General features: G+C 68.8%; 22 protein-coding genes and 2 pseudogenes. 15 read left to right on the forward strand and 9 right to left on the reverse strand.

The genetic code is table 11. The annotated features are described in order from the left end of the window. The 3 genes from AB0J09_RS22570 to AB0J09_RS22580 all read right to left on the reverse strand — a co-directional run. A partial coding sequence (locus AB0J09_RS22570) for a BTAD domain-containing putative transcriptional regulator (protein ID WP_360694204.1) occupies nt 1–2,608 on the reverse strand: 2,608 nt, incomplete at its 3' end. A gap of 25 nt (nt 2,609–2,633) precedes the next feature. Further along, nucleotides 2,634–3,404, reverse strand: coding sequence for an SDR family oxidoreductase (locus AB0J09_RS22575; RefSeq protein WP_360694207.1), 771 nt, complete (start codon nt 3,402–3,404; stop codon nt 2,634–2,636). Nucleotides 3,405–3,837: 433 nt separating this feature from the next. Beyond that, nucleotides 3,838–4,791, reverse strand: a complete 954-nt coding sequence (locus AB0J09_RS22580) for a HupE/UreJ family protein (RefSeq protein WP_360694262.1) — start codon at nt 4,789–4,791, stop codon at nt 3,838–3,840. On the opposite strand from AB0J09_RS22580, the gene AB0J09_RS22585 reads away from it, so the two are divergent. Further along, nucleotides 4,790–5,047: an IPTL-CTERM sorting domain-containing protein gene (locus tag AB0J09_RS22585; protein WP_360694209.1), complete on the forward strand. Its 258-nt coding sequence runs from the start codon at nt 4,790–4,792 to the stop codon at nt 5,045–5,047. The genes AB0J09_RS22580 and AB0J09_RS22585 overlap by 2 nt on opposite strands. Here the strand turns inward: AB0J09_RS22585 and AB0J09_RS22590 are convergent. Next, nucleotides 5,037–8,996: a metallophosphoesterase gene (locus tag AB0J09_RS22590; RefSeq protein ID WP_360694212.1), complete on the reverse strand. Its 3,960-nt coding sequence runs from the start codon at nt 8,994–8,996 to the stop codon at nt 5,037–5,039. The two genes, AB0J09_RS22585 and AB0J09_RS22590, sit on opposite strands and share 11 nt — an antisense overlap. Nucleotides 8,997–9,378: 382 nt before the next feature. Here AB0J09_RS22590 and AB0J09_RS22595 point away from each other — a divergent pair, with 382 nt between their 5' ends. From AB0J09_RS22595 to AB0J09_RS22615, 5 genes are all read left to right on the forward strand, one after another. Then, nucleotides 9,379–10,500, forward strand: coding sequence for a glycosyl hydrolase 53 family protein (locus tag AB0J09_RS22595; protein WP_360694215.1), 1,122 nt, complete (start codon nt 9,379–9,381; stop codon nt 10,498–10,500). Nucleotides 10,501–10,611: 111 nt separating this feature from the next. Then, nucleotides 10,612–11,094, forward strand: a complete 483-nt coding sequence (locus AB0J09_RS22600) for a zinc-binding dehydrogenase (RefSeq protein ID WP_360694218.1) — start codon at nt 10,612–10,614, stop codon at nt 11,092–11,094. 58 nt (nt 11,095–11,152) lie between these two features. Continuing rightward, entirely contained in the window at nt 11,153–11,896 is a 744-nt protein-coding gene (locus tag AB0J09_RS22605) for a glucose 1-dehydrogenase (RefSeq protein ID WP_360694221.1), read from the forward strand. 300 nt (nt 11,897–12,196) lie between these two features. Continuing rightward, nucleotides 12,197–13,120, forward strand: a complete 924-nt coding sequence (locus tag AB0J09_RS22610; RefSeq protein ID WP_360694224.1) for a zinc-binding dehydrogenase — start codon at nt 12,197–12,199, stop codon at nt 13,118–13,120. Between the two features lie 372 nt (nt 13,121–13,492). After that, on the forward strand, nt 13,493–14,347 hold the full coding sequence (locus AB0J09_RS22615) for a hypothetical protein (RefSeq protein ID WP_360694227.1): 855 nt from the start codon (nt 13,493–13,495) through the stop codon (nt 14,345–14,347). Between the two features lie 257 nt (nt 14,348–14,604). On the opposite strand, the gene AB0J09_RS22620 is transcribed toward AB0J09_RS22615, so the two are convergent. Then, on the reverse strand, nt 14,605–15,450 hold the full coding sequence (locus AB0J09_RS22620) for a 2-dehydropantoate 2-reductase (RefSeq protein ID WP_360694230.1): 846 nt from the start codon (nt 15,448–15,450) through the stop codon (nt 14,605–14,607). 98 nt (nt 15,451–15,548) lie between these two features. On the opposite strand from AB0J09_RS22620, the gene AB0J09_RS22625 reads away from it, so the two are divergent. Next, nucleotides 15,549–16,196 (forward strand): TetR/AcrR family transcriptional regulator, encoded by a 648-nt coding sequence (locus tag AB0J09_RS22625; RefSeq protein WP_360694233.1) that lies wholly within the window; start codon nt 15,549–15,551, stop codon nt 16,194–16,196. Nucleotides 16,197–16,254: 58 nt separating this feature from the next. On the opposite strand, the gene AB0J09_RS22630 is transcribed toward AB0J09_RS22625, so the two are convergent. Next, nucleotides 16,255–16,698 (reverse strand): hypothetical protein, encoded by a 444-nt coding sequence (locus AB0J09_RS22630; RefSeq protein WP_360694236.1) that lies wholly within the window; start codon nt 16,696–16,698, stop codon nt 16,255–16,257. Between the two features lie 114 nt (nt 16,699–16,812). Between AB0J09_RS22630 and AB0J09_RS22635 the strand changes: the two genes are divergently transcribed. Then, nucleotides 16,813–17,373: a TetR family transcriptional regulator C-terminal domain-containing protein gene (locus AB0J09_RS22635; RefSeq protein ID WP_360694239.1), complete on the forward strand. Its 561-nt coding sequence runs from the start codon at nt 16,813–16,815 to the stop codon at nt 17,371–17,373. A 97-nt stretch (nt 17,374–17,470) separates the two neighbouring features. Continuing rightward, nucleotides 17,471–18,658, forward strand: a complete 1,188-nt coding sequence (locus AB0J09_RS22640) for a cytochrome P450 (RefSeq protein ID WP_360694242.1) — start codon at nt 17,471–17,473, stop codon at nt 18,656–18,658. Between the two features lie 112 nt (nt 18,659–18,770). Here the strand turns inward: AB0J09_RS22640 and AB0J09_RS22645 are convergent, their stop codons facing one another. From AB0J09_RS22645 to AB0J09_RS22655, 3 genes are read right to left on the reverse strand one after another with little or no spacing between them, the layout of a single operon-like run. Then, nucleotides 18,771–19,604 carry a carbohydrate ABC transporter permease gene (locus AB0J09_RS22645; protein WP_360694245.1) on the reverse strand — a complete coding sequence of 278 codons (834 nt, stop codon included), beginning with the start codon at nt 19,602–19,604 and terminating at the stop codon, nt 18,771–18,773. Then, on the reverse strand, nt 19,594–20,493 hold the full coding sequence (locus AB0J09_RS22650) for a sugar ABC transporter permease (RefSeq protein WP_360694265.1): 900 nt from the start codon (nt 20,491–20,493) through the stop codon (nt 19,594–19,596). The genes AB0J09_RS22645 and AB0J09_RS22650 overlap by 11 nt, the downstream gene beginning before the upstream one ends. Continuing rightward, nucleotides 20,460–21,719 carry an extracellular solute-binding protein gene (locus AB0J09_RS22655; RefSeq protein ID WP_360694248.1) on the reverse strand — a complete coding sequence of 420 codons (1,260 nt, stop codon included), beginning with the start codon at nt 21,717–21,719 and terminating at the stop codon, nt 20,460–20,462. The genes AB0J09_RS22650 and AB0J09_RS22655 overlap by 34 nt, the downstream gene beginning before the upstream one ends. 345 nt (nt 21,720–22,064) lie before the next feature. On the opposite strand from AB0J09_RS22655, the gene AB0J09_RS22660 reads away from it, so the two are divergent. From AB0J09_RS22660 to AB0J09_RS22685, 6 genes and pseudogenes are all read left to right on the forward strand, one after another. Continuing rightward, nucleotides 22,065–22,196 (forward strand): hypothetical protein, encoded by a 132-nt coding sequence (locus tag AB0J09_RS22660; RefSeq protein WP_360694251.1) that lies wholly within the window; start codon nt 22,065–22,067, stop codon nt 22,194–22,196. A gap of 9 nt (nt 22,197–22,205) precedes the next feature. Then, the gene (locus AB0J09_RS22665) at nt 22,206–23,105 is read left to right on the forward strand and encodes a sugar phosphate isomerase/epimerase (protein ID WP_360694254.1); all 900 of its coding nucleotides are present in this window, start codon (nt 22,206–22,208) and stop codon (nt 23,103–23,105) included. 205 nt (nt 23,106–23,310) lie between these two features. Further along, nucleotides 23,311–24,036, forward strand: coding sequence for a ThuA domain-containing protein (locus AB0J09_RS22670; protein WP_360694257.1), 726 nt, complete (start codon nt 23,311–23,313; stop codon nt 24,034–24,036). A 112-nt stretch (nt 24,037–24,148) separates the two neighbouring features. Next, nucleotides 24,149–24,217, forward strand: a pseudogene (locus AB0J09_RS22675) (hypothetical protein); the annotation flags it as partial. A gap of 200 nt (nt 24,218–24,417) precedes the next feature. Then, nucleotides 24,418–25,314, forward strand: a complete 897-nt coding sequence (locus AB0J09_RS22680; RefSeq protein WP_360694260.1) for a transposase — start codon at nt 24,418–24,420, stop codon at nt 25,312–25,314. A 122-nt stretch (nt 25,315–25,436) separates the two neighbouring features. Then, nucleotides 25,437–26,239: pseudogene (locus AB0J09_RS22685) on the forward strand (hypothetical protein); the annotation flags it as partial.

Genomic DNA, 26,239 nt, shown 5'->3' on the forward strand with positions numbered 1-26,239 from the left:
CGCTGCCGGCGCGGCGGGCGAGGTCGGCGGCCTTGGCATAGTCGGCGCGGGCCGCCGCCGCGTCGTCGGGGGCGAGGTGATCGCCCCGGTTGACCAGCAGGTCGGCGCTGTCCTCCAGGGCGCCGAGCTGCTCGGCGAGGGAAAGCGCCTCATCGGTGAGCGCGATGGCCGTCGCGCGATTGCCGTGCGCGCCCGCCAGACTCGCGAGCGTGTCCAACGCCAGCGCAGTGCCCCACCGGTCTCCGAGCGATCGGAAACCCTCGGCGGCCGCGCCGAAGCCACGCTCCGCCGCCGCGATGTCACCCTCACCGAGGAGCCCGAATCCCCACACGTACTCGGCGACCGCCCGTACCCACGGCTCTGAGCGGTCGCGCTGGGACGAGACGAGCGCGAACGCGCCGTGCGGGTCGGCCTCGCTCGCGTTCCACATCATCCACGGCAGCAGGACGGCCGGATAGCGGCCCGGCTCGGCACCTGACCACGCCGCGGCCAGCGCCTTCCCGGCCTGCGCGCGGTGCCGCTGCCACACCGGCCGCCCGTCCTCGCCGGACGCGGCCAGCAGGACGCACGCCGCGTACTCCTCGCCGAGCCCGGCCGGGAGCGCGCGGCTCCCGGAGTCCACAGACCCGACGGAGTCCAGCGAGTTCAAAGAATCAAGCAGCGCGATCGCCTGCGGCGCCACCGAGGCGGCCGCGCCGCGGATCCACAGGTACGTCAAGGCCGAGGCGAGCAGTTCCAGGGCCGTCTCCACCTCCGGCGCCTCGACCGCCCAGCGCACGGCCGCCAGCAGGTCGGCGTGCTCGGCCGCCAGGACCGCCAGCCACTCCAGCTGTTCTGCCTGCCGGAGATGCGGGTCCGCGGTCCGCACCAGCTCCAGGACGTGCCGGGCGTGGGCACGCCGGGCCGGCTCGCGCTCGCCCGCCGCGTCGAGCCGTTCGGCGCCGTACGCGCGGATCGTCTCCAGCATGCGGTAGCGGCCCCCCGCGACCTCGAGGAGTGACTTGTCGGCCAGCGATTCCAGTGTCTCGGCGTCGGTGCCGCACACCCGCACCGCGGACTCCGTCGTCGCGCCCCCGGCGAAGACCGTGAACCGCCGCGCGGCCCGCTGCTCGGGCTCGGACAGCAGCTCCCAGCTCCACGCGACCACCGAGCGCAGCGTCCGATGCCGCTCATCGGTCGTACGGCTGCCGCGGGCCGCGACGGCGAGCCGGTCGTCGAGCCGTCCCGCGAGGTCGTCGATGTCCAGCGTGCGCAGCCGGGCCGCCGCCAACTCGATGGCCAGCGGCAGGTTGTCGAGTGCCGCGCAGACCCGCCGTACGATCTGGGAGTCGGCCGCGAACCCGCGCCGCACGGCTCGGGCCCGATCGGTGAACAGCCGTACGGCCGCCTCGTCGTCGAGCGGCCGCACCTGCCAGAAGTTCTCCCCGATGATGCCGAGCGGCTCCCGGCTCGTCACCAGGACACGCAGCCGCGGGCAGGCCGCCAGCAGCCGCGCCACCAGCGCGGCGACCTCTTCGACCAGGTGCTCGCAGTTGTCCAGGACGAGCAGGAGCAGCCGGTCCGACAGCGCCCCGATCAGGCGATCGACCGGCTTCTGCCCGCCGTCCCCCAGCTGGAGCCCGTTCTCGCGCAGGCCCAGCGCGCCCAGCAGCACCTGCGCCAGCGCGCCGCCATCACGTAACGGCGCCAGCTCCACGAAGCACACATCGTCGGCGGCGACACCGGCCACCTCGACCGACAGCCGGGTCTTGCCGACCCCGCCGGGGCCGGCCAGTGTGACCAGCCGGGCCACGCGCAGCAGATCGGCGACCTCGGCCACCTCCTCGGCGCGGCCGACGAAGGACGTCAGCTGGGCGGGCGGCGCGGCGGGGGACGGCGACGGATCGGCGCTCAGCAGCTCCCGGTGGAGCGCGACCAGCTCGGCCGACGGATCGGCGCCCAGCTCGTCGGCCAGGTGCCGCCTGGTCTCCTCGAACACCACGAGCGCTTCGGCCTGCCCGCCCTCGGCGAACAGCGCCCGCATCAGCAGCCCCGCCAGCCGTTCCCTGAGCGGATGGCGGCCGACCAGCTCACGCAGCTCCGCCACGGCCGCGCGATGCTCGCCCAGCCGGAGCTCGCCCTCGATCCGGTCCTCGAGGGCCCCGAGCCGGCGCTCCTCCAGCCGTACGGCGGCGGACTGAGCGGTCCGGCTCTCGGCCAGGCCGGCCAGGGCCGGCCCCCGCCACAGCTCCAGCGCCTCGCGCAACAGCGCGACCGCCCGCTCGGCGTCGCCGTCGCGCAGCGCGGCCCGGCCCTCCTGGGCCAGCCGCTCGAACCGGCAGGCGTCCACGTCATCGTCGTCGACCACGATGCGGTAGCCCGCCCCGGCCCGCTCGATCAGGGAAGCCGAGCCCAGCGCCGTGCGCAGCCGAGACATCTGGGACTGCAGCGCGTGTGCCGACAGCGCACCGTCCGGGTCGATCTCGTCGGCCAGACGGTCGGCCGACACGACCTCGCCCGGACGGACCAGCATGAGGGCCAGCAGCGCACGGCGGGCCGGGCCGCCCAGCGGAACCTCCGCCCCGTCGTCGCGCCACGCCCGGGTCTCGCCCAGGATTGCAAACCGCATGCCGGTGATTATCCACCGGCGAGGATCACGCGTGGGCGATCGGGCCCAGGTAGGTCCCGCCGGACACGTCGATCGTCTGGCCGGTCACCCACCGCCCCTGCGGGCCCGCCAGGAAGCCGACGACGTCGGCGACGTCCTCGGGCTCGCCGAGCCGCCCGAGCGCGGTGATCGCCTCCAGCCCGGCCACCACCTCGGGGACGGAGCTGTAGCCGGCGGTCATGTCGGTCCGCACCGCACCCGGCGCGACCGTGTTCACCGTGATGCCGCGCCGGCCGAGCTCGTTGGCCAGCGACGGGGCCATCGACTCCAGCGCCGCCTTGCTGATGGTGTAGCCGATCTGCGTGGTGACGGCGAACCGGCTGGCCGTCGAGCCCATGTTGACGATGCGGCCGCCCTCGTTCAGCAGCGGCAGCGCACGCTGGATCACGAAGAACGGCGTGGTGACGTTGATCGCCAGCAGCCGGTCCAGCTCCTCCGGGGTGACCTGCGAGATCGGGTTGACCGAGGCGATGCCCGCGTTGTTCACCAGGATGTCCAGCCCGCGTCCCGCCAGCCCGGCGGTCAGCCCCCCGAACAGCTGGTCCACCGCACCGGCCTCGCCGAACCGCGCCCGCACGGTGAACGCCCGGCCGCCCGCTTCCTCGATCCGCGCCACGGTCTCCTTGCCCGCCTCGTCATTGCCGCCGTAGTGCACGGCGACGAGCGCGCCCTCCGCGGCCAGCCGCAGCGCGACCGCCCGGCCGATTCCCCGCGATCCGCCCGTCACCAGCGCGGTCTTGCCAGCCAGAACGTCCATTTCCGCTCCTCACTCCGTGGCCGGGTCCTCGGTGGATCCGGCGATGGAATGACAATGGCGGTGATGGCTCACCGTACGCTCACCGCCGGCTCACCGGCCGCCGATGGGATCTCGGTGCCGGCCCCACCGGTCTCCTCCCCGTCGCTCTGGCCAGTGCCGCGGCCACGGTCACGGCGACCGACATGTTCGACGAGCCCAACGGCTGGCGCTCTGGGTGGGCCGCTGTACGTCGCGGGCGCCCGCGAGCTGACGTTGACGGGATCGAGCCGCTTCCACCACAAGATGCCGGCCGTGTTGGCGATCATGAGCCGTGACGCCGAACGTCCGTTTTCGGGCTCGGCACCGCGGTGGCGGCGTTTCGAGAGGCCGCCGACGCCCGGCGCTCGAGCAAGGTCCTTCTGTCGTGCGCCCCGGGCAGAGCCGGCATGACCTGTCAGAGCGGCAGTGGGATGCGGTCGAAGAACCAGTACAGGCTGACCGCCACGATGGGGACCGACATCGCGGCCACCGCCCAGCGGGCCGCGGACGTCCGGCGCAGCAGCACGAGCAGCGGGAAGAGCACCGCGATGATCACGAGCTGCGTCGCCTCGATGCCGACGTTGAAGCTCAGGAGCGACAGGAGCAGCTCCCACGACCCGCTCTCCTTGATGTCGAGCGCGCCCGCGAAGCCCAGCCCGTGCACCAGGCCGAAGGCGAAGACGATCGGCAGCCGCCATTTGCCCAATTTGTCCTCCTCGCGGCCCAGGAGGTTGGCGACCGCCACGACGATGATCGACGCTGCGATGACCGGCTCGACGATCTGTCCCGGCACGTCCACGACCCCCATCGCCGCCAGGAGGAACGTGATGCTGTGGGCGGCCGTGAAGGCGGTGGCCGTGACGACGACGTCGCGCAGGCGCCGCGCGCCGATGAGGAGGGCGAGCAGGAAAAAGATGTGGTCGAGGCCGAACGCCAGGTGCTCGGCACCGAGCAGGAAGAACTCCCAGACCTGATGCGATGCCGGGCGCTCGCCGACCCGCAGCGTCGGGTTCGTGGCGTCCAGGACCGCGGAGCTCGTCTCGCCGTCGAGGTCGTACCGGACCATCGTCTTCGTGCTGTGAACGAAGCTCTCGGCGTCGGGGAACAACGCGCTCGAGATCGCGTGCGCTCCCCCTTCCCCGCCTTGGCAGGCGTAGGCGAGGGTCAGCACCGCGAAGGCCGTCTTGCCGCGGAGGCGCACGTCCGCGTCGCCCACCGTCGTGGGCGCGCACGGCTTGTCGTCGTATGCCACGGCGAAGCGGCGCGTCACGTAGTCGGTCACGGCGTCACGGTTGAGCTTGAGCTGGCGGAGCTGTTCGGTCCGCTCCTTCGCCTCATAGGCCTCCGCGTAGAGCCAGGCCGACTTCATGAGGAGGTCGTACTCCAGGTCGAGCACGACACTGACGTTCGCGCCCGTGCCGGTCACCTCGGCGTGGGCGGTCGTGGTGGCGTCGTGCGCCGCCGCCGGGGCGGGATGGACCAGGTCGGCCAGCACGCCGCCGATCATGACGGCGAGGACGACTGCGAACAGCCAGCGCCTGCGGGGCATGTCTGTTTTCTCCAGATCAGAGGGTGAATGCCGCCCCGGACTCGGTCCGGGGCGGCAGCGGTCGGCTAGCGGTTGAACCAGCGGTACATGGGCGAGTCAGGCCCCCACTGGCCCGGGCGTCCGTGCTCGTCCTTCGTGACGAAGACGCTCGGCTCGGAGGCGGTCACCCCGCCACCTGCGGAGCGTGCCGTGACGAACCAGGCATAAGCCGTGTCGTCCTTGAGGCGGTCCCAGGTCACCGAGGCGACCTGGCCCGACGCGACCGTGCTCTTGCCGATGATCCGCGTGGGCTTGTAGAGCGCCAGCGAGTCGGTCTGGAAGGTCGTCGTACGGGAGGTGAGATCGACCGGCAGCACCATGTTGTCCTCGCGCCCGTCATAGCGGCGCAGCGGGTCGAACTCGGTGGCGCCGAAGTCGTTGAGCAGCGGGGAGTAGGTGTCCACGCTCAGCTCCGCCCGCTTGACGTTGAACTGCAGCAGCCGGAAGAAGCTCGCGCCGAACTGGAGCTGGTCCTGCGGGTTGTACCCGCCGATCTGGGTGAGCCCCAGGCGGTCGGCCGACACCGTGTAGAACTGGTAGTCGGCCAGGAGCTCGACCACGCCGTTGCCGACCTGGCCGACCTTCGGCTTCACGTTGGTGCCCACGCCGTGCTCGTGCCCGGCGAGGATGAGGAAGACGTTCGAGTTCTTCTCGACCACCGTCTTGTAGAGCATCGAGCCGTCAGGGGCGGAGAATCCGGTGCCCCGCCCGTCGGGGTTGGTGCTCGGCACCAGGTAGTCGTGCGAGAGCAGGATGCCGTTGCGGTTGGAGTACTTCTTGAAGATGGAGTCGGCCCACTCGGCCTCCTCCCTCGTCACGCCGTACGACAGGCCGACCACGACGAAGTCCAGCCCACCTGCGGAGAACAGGTCGTAGTGGTTCTGGTTGTCGCCTTCCTTCCACGGGCCGCCGTACTTGGCGTGCTCCCAGCCCTGTGACAGGTTCTGGTACCGGCCGGGGCCGTAGTACTTGTTGTAGATGGCCTCCGGCCCGTCCTCGGTGCCCGACTGGTTGTCGTGGTTGCCGGCGATCACGCCGTTCGGGATGCCCTCGTCGTCCAGCACCTTCTGCAGCTTCGAGGACAGCTCGAACTCGCCGACGACCTGCTTCTGTGTGGCCTCGTCCGCGGGTTTGCGGATGTTGTTCTCGATGATGTCCCCGGTGTGGGCGACGTACGAGATCTTGCGCTGGTCCTTGTTCTCCTTTATCCAGTCCATGACCTTGGAGTAGCCGGACTCCCACACCCCGCGCTCCTCGGGGGTCTCCTGCTCCACCGCGCCCTCGGAGAGGTACTGCGTGTCGGTGTAGTGGACGATCGAGAAGTCGTAGGTGGCGGGGTCGGCGAAGCCGTTCGGGTCGCCGGGCTCGATGTCGTCGGCGAACGGGTCCTCACCCGTCACCATGACGTGGACCTGCTGCTTGTCGACGTAGCCCCGGTCGACGACGGCCGTGAGGGCGGTCTTGCCCCCGGCGACGCCGCGGGCGCTCGTCAAGATGTCCCACGCCTTGGTCTTCGTGTTCCACACCCGCAGCGACGCCAGGCGCTCGGGGTCGATGACGCCCTCCCAGCGCAGGACCGGGGAGTCCACGTGACCCTCGACCTGGACGTCGTACCGCTGGTAGACGACATCCTGGCCACCGGGCGCGTCGAGCGTCTTGCCGTCGGCGGGCTCGAGCCCTTCGGCCTTGACGCGCTTCTCGCCCGGAACCTGCAGGGTCGTCGGGACTGACTGGGCCGTGCCTTGGAAGACCTGGTTCGGGGCGAGGATCTCGGCCTGGGAGAACGTGGCCGTGACCTGGCCGCCGTCGGGCTCGGCCACCTTCGCCGAGAGCTTGACGGGATCCGACACGTCCGCCGCCCCGAGCGGCGGGGTCAGCTCGGCGGGCACGTCCGGGATGCCGGCGGATTCGAACACGATCTCGCGGGTCGCGGTGTTGCCGAGCCCGTCGGCGCCGGTCACGGCGAGGGTGTGCTTACCGGCGTGCAGGCCGGGGCCCACCTGGGCGCCCAGCTCGATCGGGTTGCCGTCGAGTTTGACGTCCGGACCGGACACGACGCCGGAGGCGTCCTCGAGCTTGACGTCCAACACGACCGACGCGGTGATCTTCACGTCCGCGGCCGGGACGCTCTTGGCGACCTTCGGCGCCGAGTTGTCGGTGATCAGGACGCGGGTGGCGACCTCGCCCGCGGCCGACGTCGCGGCGATGGTGTGCTTGCCATCCTTGATGGCCGTGGTGTCGAGGTCCGCGCGCAGGCCTCGGGCCGGAGCGTCGACGAGGAATTCGAGGTCGATCTCGGTGAGCGGGTTCACGTTGTCGCCGCAGTTGCCGTCGCCCATGCCGTACGAGGACTTGAGCATCTGGCCGGATGCCGTGCCCCGCGCCGGGGTGAGGACGATGTTCGAGATCGCGAAGTCGTCGCGGTTGTTGCCGCACGACGTCGGGAAGGTGCCGGCCACGAAGTCGATCGTGTTCCAGCCGGGCACCAGGAACTCGTCCGGGATCGTGAGGTCGACGCGCTTGCTCACGAAGTCGCCGTCGAGCACGACCTTCTGGCCGTTGACGAGCACGAAGTTCTGGTAGCGCGCCTCGATCGAGTTGCTGCCCACGTTGAAGCTGAGGGTCGCGTTGCCCGAGCCGAGCGTTTCGACGATGTGCACCGCCGGGGCGTCGATCGTGTAGCGCAGCTCGACCTCGCGGAGCAGGGTCTGGCTGCTGCCGCAGGTGCCGTCGCCCATCTCGTACGACGACTTGATGTCCTGGCCGGTCACGGTGGCGCCGTCCAGGGCGAGATCGAGGTTCGCGATCGTGAAGTCGTCGCGGCCGTTGCCGCAGGACTCCTTGTAGTCACCGGTGACGACCTTGATCGTGTTGGCGCCGGGCGCCAGGAACCGGGCCGGGATCGCGACGGTCGCCCGCTGGTTCGCCCAGGAGCCGCCCAGGTCGATGCGCTTGCCGTTGACCAGCAGGAAGTTGTCGAACTTGTCGTCGATCGAGTCCGCGCCCACGTCGAAGGCGAACTTCGCGGCGCCGTTGCCGAGTGTGGCCTTCGTGGCGGGTTCGGCGCCGTCGACGGTGAGGGACTTGACGCCGCCCTCGCCCGTGGCCGGGACCGTCGCGAAGACCGGCTTGGTGCCTGCCACGAGCGTGCCGTCCGTGGGCAGCAGCTTCGGCGCCCCGGCCGGAGCGTTGTTCACGGTCACGGTGTTCTTGACGGTCACGCCGGCCGCGGTCGTGGCGGTGATGGCGTGCTCGCCGTTGGCCAGCGTGGTGGTGTCCACGTCCGCGGTGAGGCCCGTGGTGCCCTGCGGGTCGCCCTGGACGAAGAACTTGAGCGTGGCGCGCGTCAGCAGCGTGGTGTTCGTGCCGCAGCTGCCGTCGCCGAAGGAGAAGGTGTAAGGGTTGTCCTCGCCGTCCGCGACCTCCCCGAGCAGTTCAAGGCCCACGTCGGACAGCACGAAGTCGTCGTAGTTGAGGCCGCATGAGGACTGGATCGTGCCGACGACGATCTCGACGGTGTTCTCTCCCTTGACGAGGTGCTCGTTCGGGATCTCGATCGTCGCCCGCTCGTTGACGAAGTTGCCGATCTCACTGCGGTACCCGCCGTTGACGAGCACGTAGCTGTGGTACTGCGCCTCCGTCGAGTTCGAGCCGACGTCGAAGCTGAGCTTGGAGACGCCCACCGTCCGGGTTGGGTTGAGTGCGGTGTCATCGATGGCGAGTTTCGTGACGCTGTCACCGGCCGCGGTCGGGACCGCCGCGACCTTCACCGTGCCCTCGAGGTACGAACCGCCGGCGGGGGTGAGCGTCGGCGGGCTCTGGGAGCTGGTCGGCGTCGGGCTGGGCCGTCCCCGATCCTGTTCCGCCTGTCCCGGGTCGGCGTGCGCCGCGGTTACGAGGCTGCCGGCCAGCAACGCCGCGGCCGCGGCGACCGCGGCGAGACGTCCTCGGCTCCGTAAGCCACCCAGTAGCTTCCGTGCTGCCATTGGCTGCATCAGGTGCAGTCCTTTCTATGTCGCGCATAAGCAGCCGATAAGGCGGCGTGCTCTCGGCCGGACACTTTGGAGCGTACGAGTGAACAGTGTGCATGCAGAGAGAGAAGGGAAAAGAAACTATCGAATCATTCTGGTCATTTGTCACGAAACAGGAACAACTAGGTCACACGTCCCACAGTGGCCAGGAACCCGCGCGAAACAAGGGCGAAACACTCTCTTCCCCGGTGCCGGATTCTTCTTTATCCTCATGCTCAAGGATTCTGTGAACGTTCACAGTGCAGAGAAGGCCGACTCTGTCCCCTATAAGTGCATTCTTCAGACATATAGCCACCTCTTCTGTGTGTGAGCGTTCACACAAGTTAAGGAGATCGGGATGGCCGTCCACGGCTTACGAAGGATCCGAGTCACGCTCCTGCTGACACTCGCGACGCTGCTCGCGGTCGTACCGTTGAGTCCCGCGCCCGCGACCGCCGCGACGCTGACCATGCGCGGCGCCGATGTCTCCTCGCTCCAGCGGAGCCTGGACCTCGGAGCCAAGTACTACGACGCCGCGGGCACAGCCGCCGACCCGCTCGACATCCTCAAGGGCGTCGGAGTCAACTACGTCCGGCTGCGCATCTGGAACAACCCGGCAAGCGGCTACAACAACAAGGCCAAGGTCCTGGCCTACGCCAAGACGGTCAAGGCAAAGGGCCTCGGCCTGATGATCGACTTCCACTATTCGGACACCTGGACCGACCCGGGCAAGCAGTACAAGCCGGCGGCGTGGGCGAGTCACGGCATCAGCCAGCTCCAGACCGACGTCTACAACTACACCTACGACGTCTGCAACAGCCTGAAGGCGCAGGGCACCACACCGGACAGCGTGCAGATCGGCAACGAGATCAACGTCGGGATGCTGTGGAACGACGGCAAGGTCATCAACAACGACTTCACCAACCTGAGCCTGCTGCTGAAGGCCGGTTACAACGCCACCAAGGCGTGCAACAGCGGCACCCAGGTGATCATTCACACCGCGGACGCCGACAGCCTCGCGAACGCGCGCTGGTTCTACGACGGGATCCGCGCCAAGGGCGTGCCATGGGACATCACCGCGCTGTCGTACTACTGCATGTGGCACGGCTCGCTGTCCACCCTGTCCACAGTGATCAACGACGCGCGGTCCCGCTACGGGAAGCCGGTCATCGTGGCGGAGACCGCCTACCCGTTCACCGCGGCCGACGCCGACAGTGAGGCGAACGTGATCGGCGGCTCGGCGCCATGCTCGGGCTACCCGGCCACCTGGACCGGACAGGCGAACAACTTCACCGCGGTCCAGAACACCGCCCGCAGCGCGGGAGCGATCGGCGTCTTCTACTGGGAACCGACCTGGTACGCCATCTCGGGCAACGGCTGGGACCCGGCCAACATCAACGGCACCGGCGACCAGTGGGACAACATGGCCACCTTCAACTGGACCGGCGGCATCAACCCCAACATCAGGTGGACCGCGTAGAACGCGACCACCTCTCCGTGATGGCGACGCGCCCGCACTGCCACAAAGGCCGACAAGCCGGGCCAGGTCGGGCGCTCGGCCGATGCCCCGACGTGCTCGGCGATCGATTCGGTGGACGTGGGCCAGCCGGCCGCCGCCCGCATCGAACCGGGGGAGAGCGTACTCGTACACGCCGCGGCTGGAGGCGTGGGCAGCCAGCTCGGCCAGACCGCCCGGTTGCTGGGCGCGGGCCGCGTGGTGGGCTCCGTGGGCAGCCCGGCCAAGATCGAGACAGCTCAGGCGTTCGGCTATGACGAGGTCGTCCTACGCGAGCAGATAGCCGAGGTCGGTCAGTTCGACGTCGTGGTGGACCTGGTCGGCGGTCCGGCACGACGGAGCAGCCTGGACCTGCTCGCGCCGATGGGCCGAATGGTGGTGATGGGCAACGCATCCGGCGCCGAGGACAACAGAAGTGCGCGCATTCGTAGGTGCCGGTGGTGGGTCACTCGGAGCGTGGTTGTGGACATGAGCGGCGGTCGAGCCCGAGGACCAGGGCAGGATGAGTGCCTGCTCAGCTGGCCGGGCGTTCGCCGACTGCATAAGTACGGCCGTTGATCGTTGTCAGTACGTAGGTTGGCTATTCGATGAGGTGCTAACGATCGTGGAGGATGCAATGGCAGTGCTGAAGGACAAGACCGCCGTCGTCACCGGAGGGTCACGGGGCATCGGCCGTGCGATTGTGGAGCGTCTGGCACGCGAAGGCGCGGCGGTCGTATTCAACTACGCGCAGAACGGCGATGCCGCTGCCGAGGTCGTGCGTGCGGTCGAAGAGGCGGGCGGCAGCGCCCGCGGCGTTCACGTGAATCTGGCCGAGCCGGGTGCCGCGGAGCGGTTGATGGAGATCGCCGAGGAGGACCTCGGAGGGCTGGACATTCTGGTGAACAACGCCGCGATGGCCTTCACCCCGGCGCCCATCGCCACGACCGAGGAAGAGCTTTTCGACCGCGTCATGGCTGTCAACGTCAAGTCGGCGTTCATTACCATCCGGCATGCCGCCAGACATATGCGCGACGGCGGGCGCATCGTCAATATTTCCACCATCAATACCGTTCGTCCCGCGCCAGGTATCGCCCCCTACATCGTCAGCAAGGGCGCGCTGGAGCAGTTGACCGCCGCAGCGGCCCGGGAGCTCGGGACGCGAGGCATCACTGTGAACACGGTGTCCCCGGGCGCGACGGACACTGATCTGCTGCGAGGTACCAACTCCGCGGAGAACCTGCAGATGGTCGTCGCGATGACCCCTCTCGGCCGGCTCGGGCAGCCGTCTGATGTGGCCGACGTCGTCGCGTTCCTCGCGAGCCCGGACAGCCGCTGGGTCACTGGCCAGAACATCCGGGCCACTGGAGGTGTGGCTTAACCAGAGCGTTCGGCATTTCCTCCGGCGAGTGGAGCTCGGCCGAACGCCCGCCTCCTGCTCGCGGTACGGCTGTGACGGGGACTCCTCCAGGACGGCGACTCCGAGCGGCTGGCAGGATTGCTGTCCTTGATCGGCATCGGCGCGCCGAGCCTGGACCGCGTCGGAGGCGGCCGTCCTTCTGGCACGCAGACCGCATGGCCTCCAGCCTCCAGGGCAAAATTGTGGATATAGAGATAGTCTTTTACAAAACTATCTACTAGAGTCCCACCTCGAAGCGGCCTACACCGATAGGAGATGTCAATGTCTACGCGCGCCCTCATCGTCGACCCGTCCGCCCCTACAGGCATTGGCTTCGGGGAGATCGCCAGCCCCGTCGCCGGCCCTGGACAGGTGCTCATCGAAGTGCTGCATGCCTCGCTCAACTACGCGGACCTCAACAATGCACGCTCTGGACGCGTTCCGGTCGGGGCGCCACTGGGTCTCGACGCGGCCGGGATCGTCGTGCAGGGGGCGGCGGACGGCTCTGGCCCCGCCGCCGGCACCCGTGTCGTCCTCTTTGCTGAAGGTGCGTTCGCGGAGCGGGTGGCCGTCGATGTGTCGGCGGTAGCCGAAGTTCCGGACGGTGTTGGGCTGGCCGAGGCGGCGGCACTGCCGACGGCGGGCCTGGCCGCGCTCCGATCGCTGCGGGCTGCTGCGGTCGCACCCGACAAGCGCGTGCTGGTGACCGGTGCCTCCGGTGGTGTGGGACGGTATGCCGTGAAACTCGCCGCCCTGGCCGGGGCGTACGTCATCGCCTCGGTCGGCTCCCCCGAGAGAGGCGACGGCCTCGCCGACGCGGGCGCCGATGAGGTGGTCGTGGGGCTGGACGACATCAAGGAGCCCGTCGACGTCGTCGTGGAGACCGTCGGCGGACCCCATCTGGTTACGGCCTGGGAGTTCCTTGCTCCCGGCGGCAGCCTTCAGTCCGTCGGGTGGACGTCGGCAGAGCCGGCTGTCTTCCCTCCCTATGCGACGGTCGGCCCGTCCAAGACGCTGACGTCCTATGTCAACGAGTTCGGAGCCGCCACCGACCTCGCCGAGTTGGTACGGCTCGCGGCTGAAGGCGCCCTCGTGCCCGAGATCGGCTGGCGCGGCTCCTGGGAACGCTTCGCCGAGGCAGCCGACGCGCTGCGCGGCCGGCGCGTGGCGGGCAAGGCGGTCTTCGACCTCAAGTCCCAAGCGTAAGCACACGCCGACGCACGGCCCTCATGACCATCTGATGGGTGGCACAGATCCCGGATCTGCCAGGCGTGCTCGTAGGCGGTCTTCGGCCGCTGCCCATAATCGGCGAAGCAAGCCGGGCGCCGTCGCCCTGCGCATCGCACTACGCCTGGCCGACGGGGAGGAACTCGTATCCCGCCACATGGAACTCGCCACCGAACTCGTCATACGTGGTTCAACCCAGGCGGCCTGACCAAAGAGTGATGCAACCCCGTCCGGGGCTCCCTTGCAAGACCAGCCGCACGGCCGACCACTCGAGCCGAGATCTGCGGTGACTGACGGGTGCGCCTGGACATTCCAGAAATTTGATCGTTAGATCCTTGGATGGTGAATTCCATGATCCTCAAGACCTTTGATCACAGCGCCGGAGAGATGCCGGAGAACATCGTGATCCTCGCGGACGGCACGATATGCACGACGCTGCTGCTGGCGGGCACCGTGTGGTTGTCCAGCGGTGAGCCGGAACGGGTGGTCCCGGAGCAAGACGACGCGATCGTGGTCGGGCTCGCCTCGGACGCCGACAACCGCCTTTACGCCGCGGTGCGCAGCCCGACTGACACCGTGGCGGGAATCTGGCGGCGTGAGGCTCCCCATCGCTGGATTCGATTCGCCGCCGCGGAAACCCGGGCGGGGCTCAACGGCATCACCTTCGCCGATGACGGCACTCTGTTCGCGGCGGACTCCGTCAACGGCGAAATCCTCTGCTGTCCCCCCGACGATGACACGCTGAGGCTCTGGCTCGTCGATGAGCGCCTGGCACCGATGTCGCCGGACGACGCTGTGTCGTCCACGGGCGTGAACGGGCTCAAGGTCTGGGACGGCGCTCTGTGGGCGACCAACTCGGCCCAGGGCACCGTCCTGCGTATCGGCACCGACCAGGGACGCCCAGGCGAGGTGACGCAGGTGTACACCGGCATACCCGCCGACGACTTCGCCTTCGACACCTCGGGCACGCTGTATCTCGCCGTTCACCCGCGCGACACCGTTCTGCGCATTACGCCGGGCGGCGAAATGACCGTCCTTGCCACCGAGGCTGACGGCCTCGACGGCCCCAGCGCGATCGCCGTCATCGACGACGGACTCCTCGTGACAAGCCTCGGAATGCTCGGTTCGCGGCACAATCCCAACATCGTCCATCTCACCCTGGACGTGGCCGAACCTGCACTGCCCCGTCCGCGAATGCCCCGCTGACCACGAGGAGGACAGCGCCGCGCATCCGCCACCCGGAGCCGCCCGCACTCTTAAGATCGGCCGTCCACGTGAAACGGTTGTCGCTTTCGTCGTCCCTTCTCGGGTCACCCTGGTTTCCTCTCTGCCTGCCTCTACGGTCGCCTCGGCCCAGATCTGCAGGGGCGGTGCTGAGATTGGACAGGTGTTCACCTCGTCGGGGTGGCCGGCTGGAGTGGCCTGCGCTGTTTGCCGGACTTCTTAAGATCATCTGATTGCTGTCACAGGGCGCGCAGTAGGGCGAGCAGGGTTTCGTTGATCGGCGCGGGGACACCGTACCGATGTGCACGCTCTACCACCGCCCCGGTGATGGCCTCGTACTCCAGGGGCCTGCCCGCGAGCCGGTCGCCCAGCATGGATGTGCCGTCCTCGCCACTGAACCGGGCGTAGAAGTCCATCGTGGCCTCGACGTCCTGTTCGGACAGGCGGGCGCCGTCCGCGATGGCGACGCCGACCGCCTCCGTGACGAGTGTGCGGAACACGTCGCGAACGCCGGGCGAGGCGAGGACGTCCATACGCCGCTGGGTCAGGGCGGTGATGGGGTTGGCGGCGACATTAGTGAGGAGCTTGCGCCAGGCTGCTGTCAGGAAGTCCTCCTCGGCGTGGACCTCGACCGTACCGGCGAACAGGGCGTCGAGGTCCCGGGCAGCGTCCCCTGCGGCCACCACCAGCCGGTTGCCCATCCGGTGCATGAGATGGCCTGGGGATAAGCGCTCGACCGAGATGTAAGCCAGCGCCGGCACAAATCCTTGCCCTTGACCGGCGTGTGCGATGCCGTTCTGCACCACCACGACCCTCGTACGATCCGCGACGAGCTTGTCGAGCCACGCCGACGGGTCGTGGTGGGCCTTGACCGTCACGATCACCCAGTCGGCAGGCACGGTCTCGCCCGGTGAAGCAGCGAACGTGACCGGCACCGCGCACTCGACGCCGCCGCTCTCCAGGACAAGGCTCCCGGGGTGATGACGTACGCACACCGTCACCGCATGTCCCGCCTCGGCGAGCCGGGCACTCAGGAAGCCGCCAATCGCCCCGCCCCCGACAACCGCCACCCTCTTGCCGTCCATATCCACCCTTTCAGAGATGAGAATATCTTCTCATATTTACCACCAGCAGACCGGACGTGCCCACTCAACCGAGGCGGCGACGTGGGAAGATGATGCCGATGCTGGAAGGGAAGACCACGCGGCGGCCGATGCGCAGGGACACCGCGCAGACCCGTGATCGCCTGCTGGACGCCACGGGTCGGCTCCTAGCTGCCCGCGGCACCGCGTTCACGCTGCCCGACCTGGCGCGCGCCTCAGGTGTCGCGACCGCGACCGTGTACCGGCACTTCGCCGATGTCCACGACGTTCATCGGGAGTTCTACTACCGCCTCATAGGCGAGCTGGTCAGTGACCTTGAGAACATCTCGGTACAGGCCCACGGCAGGCAGCGTTTCGAGGCTGTGTGCGCCCACTGGAGCGATCTCGCCGCGAGCTGGGGCCGTGCTGCCACCCACATCCGCAGCGCCGAGGGCTTCCTCGAACGCGTGCGCCGCGGGGACCCGCCGACCTCCGCCCTGTACGGCGCGCTCACACCGGTGATAGAGGAACTCGTCACCGGGAACGTGATCCCCGTGCAGAACGTCGAGTATGCCGTGCTCCTGTGGGTCACCATCTTCGACGAACGCGTCATCGTCGACCTGTCCACCACTCTCGGCTGGTCTCCCCGCCGGATTGGCCACACCCTCGCCCAGACGACCCTCACCGCCCTCACCCAGCCCGGCTCCGGCGATCCAGCGTCGACGCGCCCATCACCTCTGTCATCGTGATCGCGGGCCGACCGATGTGCATTCCCCCGGCCTCCTCGTGGAGGTTCAGAACACCTGTTCACGCTCCCCAGCGTGAGGTGGTCGCCGCGAGTTCCAGAGTCGTCGGGGCGCCGCGTCCCCCTCGTTCTCGGGTGAGTTCACCGGCGACGGTGTAGCTGACAGCGGCTTGCGGGGCGTGTGCGGCCTGCCGGACGATGTCGTCGACCAGGGCGGTGACCATGTTCAATCTCGGGTAGCGCATGTGGATGGCCTCACCCTGCGCATCGGTCACGAAATCGACCCCGATTCCGAAGCCGGCACCCACACCGCTGCGGGTGAGGTAGGCCAGCACGCCTCGACGTTCGGCGATGCCGGGCGAGGTGTGCAGCGCTATCGCCTCCCAGACCGGGTCCGTCTCGCGCAAGCCATAGCCGTGCCCGGTGAGGAACCCGGCGGCCATGTCGGCGCCTTCGACCTCGAAGCCCTTGCGCCAACCCGAAGACGAGACAGTGGCCGTCCCCATTTGACCACCGATCACGCCACCTCGCCCAGGTGACTCCCTCAGGGCCGTTGCCACGCGAGACGATGCGGCCGCCCGCGCCCGAGGTCCTGCACCGGCAGGCTCTAAACTCGGCGGATGTCCAGAAGACAGGAAATCGCCGACGTGGCGATCCGGCTGATCGCGGCGGAGGGCATGCGCGGCCTGACTCACCGCGCCGTCGATCGGGCGGCCGACCTGCCGGAAGGCTCGACCTCGTACTACTTCAGGACCCGCCAGGCACTTGTGTGCGCAACGGCCGAACGGCTGGCCGACCACACCGCCGCCGAACTCGCCGAGCTGGAGTCGTCCCTGACCAACCTAGACGATCTGGTTGAAGCGGCGGCCGGGCTGGTCGGGCAGTGGCTCACCACCGGCCGCGACCGCCAGCTCGCCCGTTACGAGCTGTCCCTGGAGGCCACGCGCCGCCCGGAGCTGCGCCAGGCGCTCCTGGCCGGCCGCGCCCGCCTGCGTGACATGGTGACCCGCCTGCTGGACGCCTCGGGCGTGCCCGACGCTGACCTGTGGGCGGGGGATCTCATCGCATACGTCGACGGCCTGGTCCTCGACAGCCTCCTCCGCCCGGGTGACCGCCCCGCCGAGGCCCCTGACCTGCGTCCCAAGATCCGCACCCTGCTGGCCGCCGCAGGCCAGGGCTGAGCCTTCCGAAACCCCGCCCACGGCACCGGCGCATACCGTCGCTACTCTACTAATGTAGAGACCCTCTATAGCCGTAGAGGAACCCCAGGAGGACATCGTGACTGAGGTGACCTTTCCGACGGAGCGCCCGTCGCCGTTCGACCCGCCGGAGGCTCTGCGCCGTTGGCGCGAAGAGGCCCCCGTCCGGCCCATGAGTTATCCGGGCGGCCATCGGGGCTGGCTGGTGACCGGTTACCAGGCGGCGCGGGCGGTGCTGGCCGACCCGCGGTTCAGCAGCGAGCTGGAGAGGCTGCGCTGGCCGATCGCGTGGGAAGGGCTGGATCCGGAGAACTTCGTCCAGCCGCCCGGCTTCTTCATGCAGATGGATCCGCCCGACCACACCCGCTTCCGCCGCCGGCTGGCCGCCCAGTTCACGGTACGCAGGCTGAAGGCGCTGGAGCCCGAGATCGGACGGATCACCAGCGAGGTCCTGGACACCATGGAACGCGGCGGCGCGCCCGCTGACCTGGTGCGGGAGTTCGCCCTGCCGGTGCCGTCCCTCGTGATCTGCGAGCTGCTGGGCGTGCCGTACGCGGACCGCGAGCGCTTCCAGCACGACTCCGCCACGGCCCTGCGCGTCGGATCGACCAAGGAGGAGGTCGCGACGGCCACGGCCTCCCTGTTCGGCCACCTGTACGAGTTGGCCGCCGGCAAGCAGGCGCAACCGGCGGACGACCTGCTCAGCGGCCTGGTCACCGGCGGCGGCCTGGCCCTGGAGGAGGTGGCGGGCGCCGGGCTGCTGCTCCTGGTCGCCGGGCACGAGACCACGGCGAGCATGCTCGGCCTCGGCACGTACGTGCTGCTGGAGAACCCCGGCCAGCTGGCCGCGCTCCGTGAGGACCCGGCACGGTGGGATGACGCCGTGGAGGAGCTCCTGCGCTACCTGTCCGTCGCCCACCTCGGACCGCTCCGGGCAGCGCTGGAGGACGTCGAGATCGAGGGACAGACCATCAGGAAGGGGGACGTGGTGACGCTGTCGATCCCCGCCGCCAACCGTGACCCGGAACGCTTCCCCGACCCGGAGACCCTCGACGTCACCAAGCCCGCCCCCACCGGGCACCTCGCCTTCGGCCACGGCATCCACCAGTGCCTGGGGCATCAGCTGGCCAGGACCGAGATGCGCGTGGCGTTCCGGGCCCTGTTCGACCGGTTCCCGGACCTGCGGCTGGCCGACCCGTCGGAGGCGGTGCCGATGCGCTCGGACATGACCATTTACGGCGTGCGCCAGTTGCCGGTGACCTGGTAACTCGGGGCTCCCCTTCCGGATGGTGGTCAATGATCATCCGCCCTTCGCCGCAAGCCGGGATCGTCTTCCCGTCGGCGCGGGGCACCGGAGTTCACGGAGGGCCGCCGGGTCCTCAGCCCTTGAGGCCAGTGGTCGAGATGCCCTCGGTGATGCGACGCTGGAAGATCAGGAAGAAGCCCAGGATCGGGATCAGCGACAGCACCGCCATCGCGAGCATCGGGCCCCAGCTGGAGCCGCCGCTGGAGTCGAGGAACGCCCGGAGCGCGAGGGGCACCGTGTAGGTGGACACATCGCTCAGATAGACGAGCTGGCTGAAGAAGTCGTCCCACGTCCAGATGAAGGTGAAGATGGCGGTCGTGATCAGCGCGGGCCGCGACAGCGGCAGGATGATCCGCCAGTACACGAGGATGGGCCCGCACCCGTCGATGCGGGCCGCGTCGTCCAGCTCCCGCGGCAGCGACCGGATGAACTGCACCATCAGGAAGATGAAGAACCCGTCCACGGCCAGGAACTTCGGCACGATCAGCGGCAGGAACGTGTCCACCCAGCCGAGGTACTTGAACAGCGTGTACTGCGGCACGATCAGCACGTGGATCGGCAGCATGATCGACATCAGCATGATCGCGAACCAGAGCCTCCTGAACCGGAAGCTCAGCCGGGCGAAGGCGTAGGCCGCCATCGAGCACGACATCACGTTCCCGGCCACGGCCGCCGCGGCGATGATGAACGAGTTCGCGAAGAACCCGCTGAAGGGCACTCCCAGCGCGCCCCACCCGGTGGCGTAGTTGTCCGGGACCACGGTCTTGGGCACCAGCCCGGGATCGGTGAAGATCTCGTCGTTGGGCTTGAACGAGGAGCTGATCAGCCAGAACAGCGGATAGAGCATGACGAGCGCGCCCACCACGACCAGCAGGTGGACAGCCCAGCGACGACGCCTAGTCGGCATAATGCACCCAGTACCTCGCAGAACGGAAGGCCAGCGCGGTGAAGGCCGCGGTCACCAGGAGGAGCACCCAGGCCAGCGCGGAGGCGTAACCCATCCGGAAGTTCCCGAAACCCTCCTGGTAGATGAACAGCGTGTAGAACAGCGTGGAGTCCGCCGGTCCCCCGGTGCCGCCGCTGATGATGAACGCGGGGGTGAACGCCTTGAAGGCGTTCACCGTCTGCAGCACCAGGTTGAAGAAGATGATCGGGCTGAGCATGGGCAGCGTGATGCGGAAGAACGCGCGCACCCGCCCGGCGCCGTCCACCGCGGCGGCGTCGTAGAGCTCGGCGGGGATCTGCTTCAAGCCGGCCAGGAAGATCAGCATGGGCGAGCCGAACTGCCAGACGTGCAGCACGATCAGCGTGTAGATCGCGTACTGGGGCGTGGAGATCCAGCTCGGCCCCACGATCCCGAAATATCGCAAGGCGTCGTTGATCAGGCCGTCCGCCCCGAAGATCTGCCGCCAGAGGATCGCCACCGCGACGCTGCCGCCCAGCAGCGACGGCAGGTAGTAGGCGGCGCGGTACAGGCCGACGCCGCGCATGGGCCTGTTCAGCAGCACCGCGACCAGTAACGCGAACGCGCCGGACAACGGCACGGAGAAGACGACGTAGATCAGCGTGACCCGTACGGCGTTGACGAAGTGCGGGTCGTCGGTGAGCATCCTGGCGTAGTTGTCCAGGCCCACGAAGGACGGCGCGGTGAGCAGGTCGAAGTCGGTGAACGACAGCGCCAGCGAGGCCAGGATCGGCCCGCCGGTCAGCAGGAGCAGACCTGCGAACCACGGCAGCAGAAGCAGGTAGGCCGAACGTCCCTCTACTTGAGCAGGCGTCGGGCTTCTTCGAAGAATCGGGACACCCCCTGATCGATCGTGAGCTTGCCGAAGCCGATCTGCTGGTTGATGTTGGTGAGCACCTTGTTGTGCAGCTCACCGGCGCCGAGTGGCTGCGGTGGAGGGAGCGGGCCGATCTTGTCCTTGATGGCGTCGATGTAGCCGTACACCAGCTGCTCGGACGGCGACGCCTGGGGCCGCAGCGCGGCGCGGATCGGTTTCGCGGGCGGGATGCCACGCTCGGATCCGAGCGGGCCGGCCACGTCCGCGTCCGCGACGAGCGCGTTGACCAGGGCGACCGCGTCGTCCTTGGCCTTGCTCCCGGAGCTGACGGTCAGCAGCATGGATGGCTTGTAGTACTGGCCGGGCTTGTCGCCCGTCGGGAAGGCGTGGATGCCGATCTCGTCCTTGGTGAGTGACATGTAGGCGGTGAGCTGGTTCGACCAGGCGAAGTCCATGACCGCCTTGCGGGTGGCGACCAGGCTGTTCTGCACGTCGCCCAGCGCGGTGGCCTGTACGTCCGGCGGTGTGGCCGCGCCCGACTTACGCAGGCCGTCCCAGAACGTGAACCACTCCTTCAGGTCGTTCTCGTCGTAGGCGAGCTTGCCGTCGGCGGTGAAGAACATCTTGCCCCGCTCCAGCAGCCAGTTCTCCAGCGCGCCGCCGTCCTGGGCGCCGTCCTCGGTGCCGAAGACGCCCTTGCCCGCCAGCTTCTTGGCCAGCTCGCCGTACTCAGGCCAGGTGAAGGTCTCGGGGATCTCCACCCCGCGCTCGGCCGCCAGGGTCTTGTTGACGATGAGGGCCATGGAGTTGATGCCGAAGTTCACGGCGTACTGCTTGCCGTCGATCTTGCCGGCGTCCACCACGTCGGGATCGAAGCCGGACAGGTCCAGGCCCTTGCCGACGTACGGGCCCAGGTCCAGCAGGCTGCCGCGCCTGGCGTACTCACCGAGGTAGGAGTAGTCCATCTGGATCACGTCGGGGGCGTTGCCGCCCGCGGTCTGAGTGGCCAGCTTCTCCCAGTAGCCCTCCCAGCCGGAGAACTGGGTCTTGACCTGGACGCCGGGCTTCTTCTTCTTGAAAGCGTCGATGGCCTTCTGCGTCGCGGTGTGGCGTGTCGTGCTGCCCCACCACGCGAACTGGAGGCTGGCACCCGAGCTTCCGCCCCCAGCGCAGCCGGCCAGGGCGAGGGTGGCAGCGGCCGCGCCGACCTGGAGGAATCCTCGTCTGCTGAGATCACTCATGCGGGGTGTGTCCGTCCATGGAGCCAAATATTTAACTCAGGACGTTAATTGCACCGTAACACGACGTCAACGCCCTACGCCAATCAGTTTCGAGGCGACTCGAGCACTTAGTCCGATTAGAAGCGAAAGATGCGCGTTCGCCCGCGATTAGGCCCTCCCCTGTCGGCGTAAGCCGGGTTACATTCACGTTGCTTTGCCCTCTCTTACCCCCCCCGAGCAGACCGAAGGGAGAGGCATGAAGGCGCGAACAGCACTCGCGGCCATCACTGCTGCGGCGATGCTCCTCCCGGCCGCCGCCGCGCAAGCCTCTGGGACGGCGGCTGCTCAGGCTCCATCCAGACCACCGTGCCGAGCGGGCACGATCCGGACACCGACCACCTCACCGGCGTCTTCGTCGCGACCTACACCGACCCCGGCACCGGCGACCTGCCCCCGCTGACCAGCAGCGACCAGGTCGTGCTCCAGCCCACACGTTAGGAGATCACCATGTGTTACGGTTACGGCCCGAGCAGGCGCTCCCTGCTCGCCGCAGGCCTCGGACTCGGGGCGGCCGCCGTCGCCGTCGCCGCCGCCTCCCCCGCCGCCGCGGCCACACCGCTCAACCACGGCAGGGACCGCATCCCTCCCGGCCAGATCAGCATCCAGCTCTGGACGGTACGCGACGACCTCGCCAAGAACTACGACACCACGCTCGCCTACCTGGCCGAGATCGGCTACCCGAAGGTCGAGCTCGCGCTCGGCTACTTCGGCCGTACGGCCCAGCAGCTCCGCGCGTTCCTCGACGGGCTCGGCATCCGCTCCACCTCCAGCCACGACGGACTCACCACCGACCAGGCCGCACTGGACACGAAGATCAACAATGCGCTCACCCTGGGCCAGTCCTTCATCGTCGTCCCCTACCTGAACTCCACCAGCGAGGACGAGTGGAAGGCGTGGGCCGAGCGCATGAACGTCGAGGCGGAGGCCGCCCGCTCGGCCGGGCTGCGCTACGGCTACCACAACCACGCCCACGAGTTCACCACCGACCTCGGAGGGGGCCGGACCCCCTGGGACGTGCTCACCTCCGAACTCGATCCGCGCCTGGTCCACCTGGAGATCGACATCTACTGGGCGGTCACCGGCGGCATCGGGCGAGGCGCGGCCGACCCGGTCGGCTTCACGCTCGACGTCATCCGCAAGGCGCCGCAGCGCGTGCTGCAGTTCCACGTCAAGGATCGCCACCTGGACGGCGACATGGCCGACCTCGGCACCGGGACCATCGACTTCCGGCGGATCTTCGACAGGCACCGCGTGAAGGAGTACATCGTGGAGAACGACACGCCTGACGTGACTCCCCGCCAGACGGCGGAGGTCGGATACCGCTACCTGCGGAAGGTGACGTTCTAGGGATCTCTCAGCGGGGCGCGGGGGCGCTTCCTGCACAACTGGGCGTGGGAGCCCGCATCCGTGCAGGTCAGGGACGTGCTCGGTGGTTCCGCGCTCGAAGCGGGGGCAGAGGCGCGACTCGACCCGTGGGACGTGCGGGTGCTGTTGGAGACGGCGGACGGCGACGTACGCTGATCACGCGCCCGTACGTGCCAGGAAGGAAACCATGGCGGTCAACGTCACTGTCTGGAGCGAGTACTACCACGAGCCGCGCGAGGAGGCGGTACGCCGCATCTATCCCGACGGCATCCACGGCGCCATCGCGCAGGGGCTGACCGAGCTGCTGGGCGACCAGGTGCGCGTGCGCACGGCCGTGCTCGACGACCCCGAACACGGCCTGACCGACGAGGTCCTGGCCGGCACCGACGTGCTGACCTGGTGGGGCCACATGGCGCACGAGGAGGTGAACGACAAGATCGTGGAGCGCGTGCGGCGGCGCGTACTGGGCGGGATGGGCCTGCTGGTGCTGCACTCCGGTCACTACTCCAAGATCTTCCGTGCGCTGATGGGCACCACCTGCACGATCACCTGGCGCGACGCGGGTGAGCGCGAGCTGGTCTGGACGGTCGCCCCCGGCCACCCCATCGCGCGCGGCGTACCCCGCCCTCTGGTCATCGAGCAGCAGGAGACGTACGGTGAGCCGTTCGGCATCCCGGAGCCCGACGAGCTGGTGTTCATCAGCAACTTCAGCGGCGGCGAGGTGTTCCGCAGCGGCTGCTGCTTCCGCAGGGGCCTGGGCCGGATCTTCTACTTCAGCCCCGGTGACCAGGAATATCCGATCTACCACCACCCCGGCGTCCGGCGCGTGCTGGCCAACGCGGTTCTGTGGGCGGCCCCGCCTGAAGGTGTCGGCGAGTCGCTGCAGAACGCCCACACCCCGATCACGTGGTAGGCGCCGCATGACCTTCAACACCGATATTCAGCTCCTCGGGGCTGGGACCGCTGCTGATGTGTTCGAGTAATCACAATCCGTGATCGCAATGAGGAGCGGGGCTGGGCTGGGCATGCTGACGGGACGCCGCTACCGCCTGGCGTTCACCCCCGAGCAGGACGAGTTCGCCCATCGGATCGCCGACGTCTGCCGGTCGGTCTGGAACACCGCGTTGGAGCAGCGCCGTGCCTACCGGCGGCGGGGCGCGTTCATCGGGTACGCAGAGCAGTGCCGGGAACTCGCCGATGCGAAGACGGACTTCCCGTGGCTGACCGAAGCACCCTCCCAGGTGCTTCAGCAGTCCCTCAAGGATCTGGATCAGGCGGTCAAGGCCCATGGGACGTGGACGGTGCGCTGGCGCTCTGCCCGCCGGTGGAAGCCCTCCTTTCGCTTCCCGTCCCCTGCGCAGATCCAGACGAACGGCTGGCGCGCCGGTGGGGGCGCGTCAAACTGCCCAAGTTGGGCTGGGTCCGCTTTCGCTGGTCGCGCCCACTCGGCGGGAGGCTTCGCTCGGCAACGGTCAGCTTCGACGGCCGCCACTGGCATGTGTCGTTCCTGGTAGACGACGACCAGCCCCGGCTCGCACCCGGCCCTGTGGTGGGGATCGACCGGGGAGTGAAGATCGCGGCTACCACCTCCGATGGCGACTTCTACGACCGTGCGTTCATCACTGCTGGCGAGGCCGGACGGTACCGCCGGTTGCAGCAGCAGCTCGCCCGTACCCGCAAGGGGTCACGCCGGCGTAAGCGTGTGGTGGCCAGGCTTGGCCAAGTGATGCGCCGGGTCCGTCACCGGCGCATCGACTTCAACGCCCAGACCTCACACACATTGACCAGCCGCTACGGCACTGTCGTGCTGGAAGAGCTGAAACCCAAGAACATGACGGCCTCGGCGGCGGGCACCATCGAACAGCCGGGCAGGGACGTCCGGGCCAAGGCGGGGCTGAACCGGGCCATTCTCGACAAGAGCTGGTACGGCCTTGAACGCGCGCTCGCCAACGCTGCCAGGTACACCGGTACGACGCTGGTGAAGGTCCCTGCGGCGTATACGTCGCAGACTGTTCGGCCTGCGGGAGCGTGGATGCGGCATCGCGTGAGAGCCAAGCGCGATTCGCATGTACCTCCTGCGGCGTGGTCGCTCAGGACATGGCGATTCACTACTACTGCCGTTTCCGGCCTCGTGGACATGGTCCTGCGGCAGTGCTCGGCCACGGCCTGCAACGCCGCATCGGCGCTATGATGGGGCCTGCGTTGCCGGGCGCGTCCAGTCCGCGGGGAAGGGACCATCCCACCGGCGGCATCTCGTACGTTGCCGACGGACCTCGGCCCGCGCACGCGGACACGGGCAGACGGAGGTTCGCCGTGCCTGGTCTTCCCCAGCGCCCTTCGCTCGAGCACCTGCGCAAGCAGGCCAAACATCGCAAACGCGCCCATGGCATCCCGCTGAGCCGGGCGCAGTTCGAGATCGCCCGCGAGTACGGCTTCCCCAGCTGGCCCAAGCTGGTCGAGCACGTACGCGTCGCCGCCCTGGAGGGCATGGAGCGGGCGCTCGTCCTGGCCGATCCCGCCGCGCTGGCGGCGCTGCTGACAGCCGATCGCGCCGCGGCCACCGATCCGGGCTCCGGGCTCGCGCCGCTGCTGGTGCTGCTACGGCGGGCCGTCGCCCCCGGCGCCCGGGTACGCGAGTGCGCCCGCCTCCTCCTGGACGCGGGCGCCGACCCGGGCGGCCACACCGTCGAGTGGGGCGGCGAGGGCAGGCGGACGGCCCTGTTCGACGCCGTGGAGCGCGGTGACCTGGCCCTTGCCCGGCTCCTGGTCGAGCGCGGCGCCGCCCCCGACGAGGACGCGTTCTACCACGCATGCGAGCAGTCGGACACGGCCTTCCTCGACCTCCTCTACCGGCCCGGCTACGAGCGCCTGGTGGCGCACAAGCTGGACTTCGAGGACGCGGCCGGGGTGCGCTGGTTCCTCGACCGCGGCGCGGACGTGAACGCCTGCCGCGCCCTGCATCACGCCATCGCCCGCGGCCGCGGCATCGCCATCCTCACGATGCTCCTTGACGCCGGCGCCGACGTTAACCTGCCGTGGGACCGCTGGGACGTCGGCCGCCGTCCCCTCGCCCTCGCCGCCCGCTGCGGGCATCTGGCCGCGTACGAGCTGCTGGC

This window comes from Nonomuraea sp. NPDC049784 (assembly GCF_040659615.1).
Lineage (GTDB): Bacteria > Actinomycetota > Actinomycetes > Streptosporangiales > Streptosporangiaceae > Nonomuraea.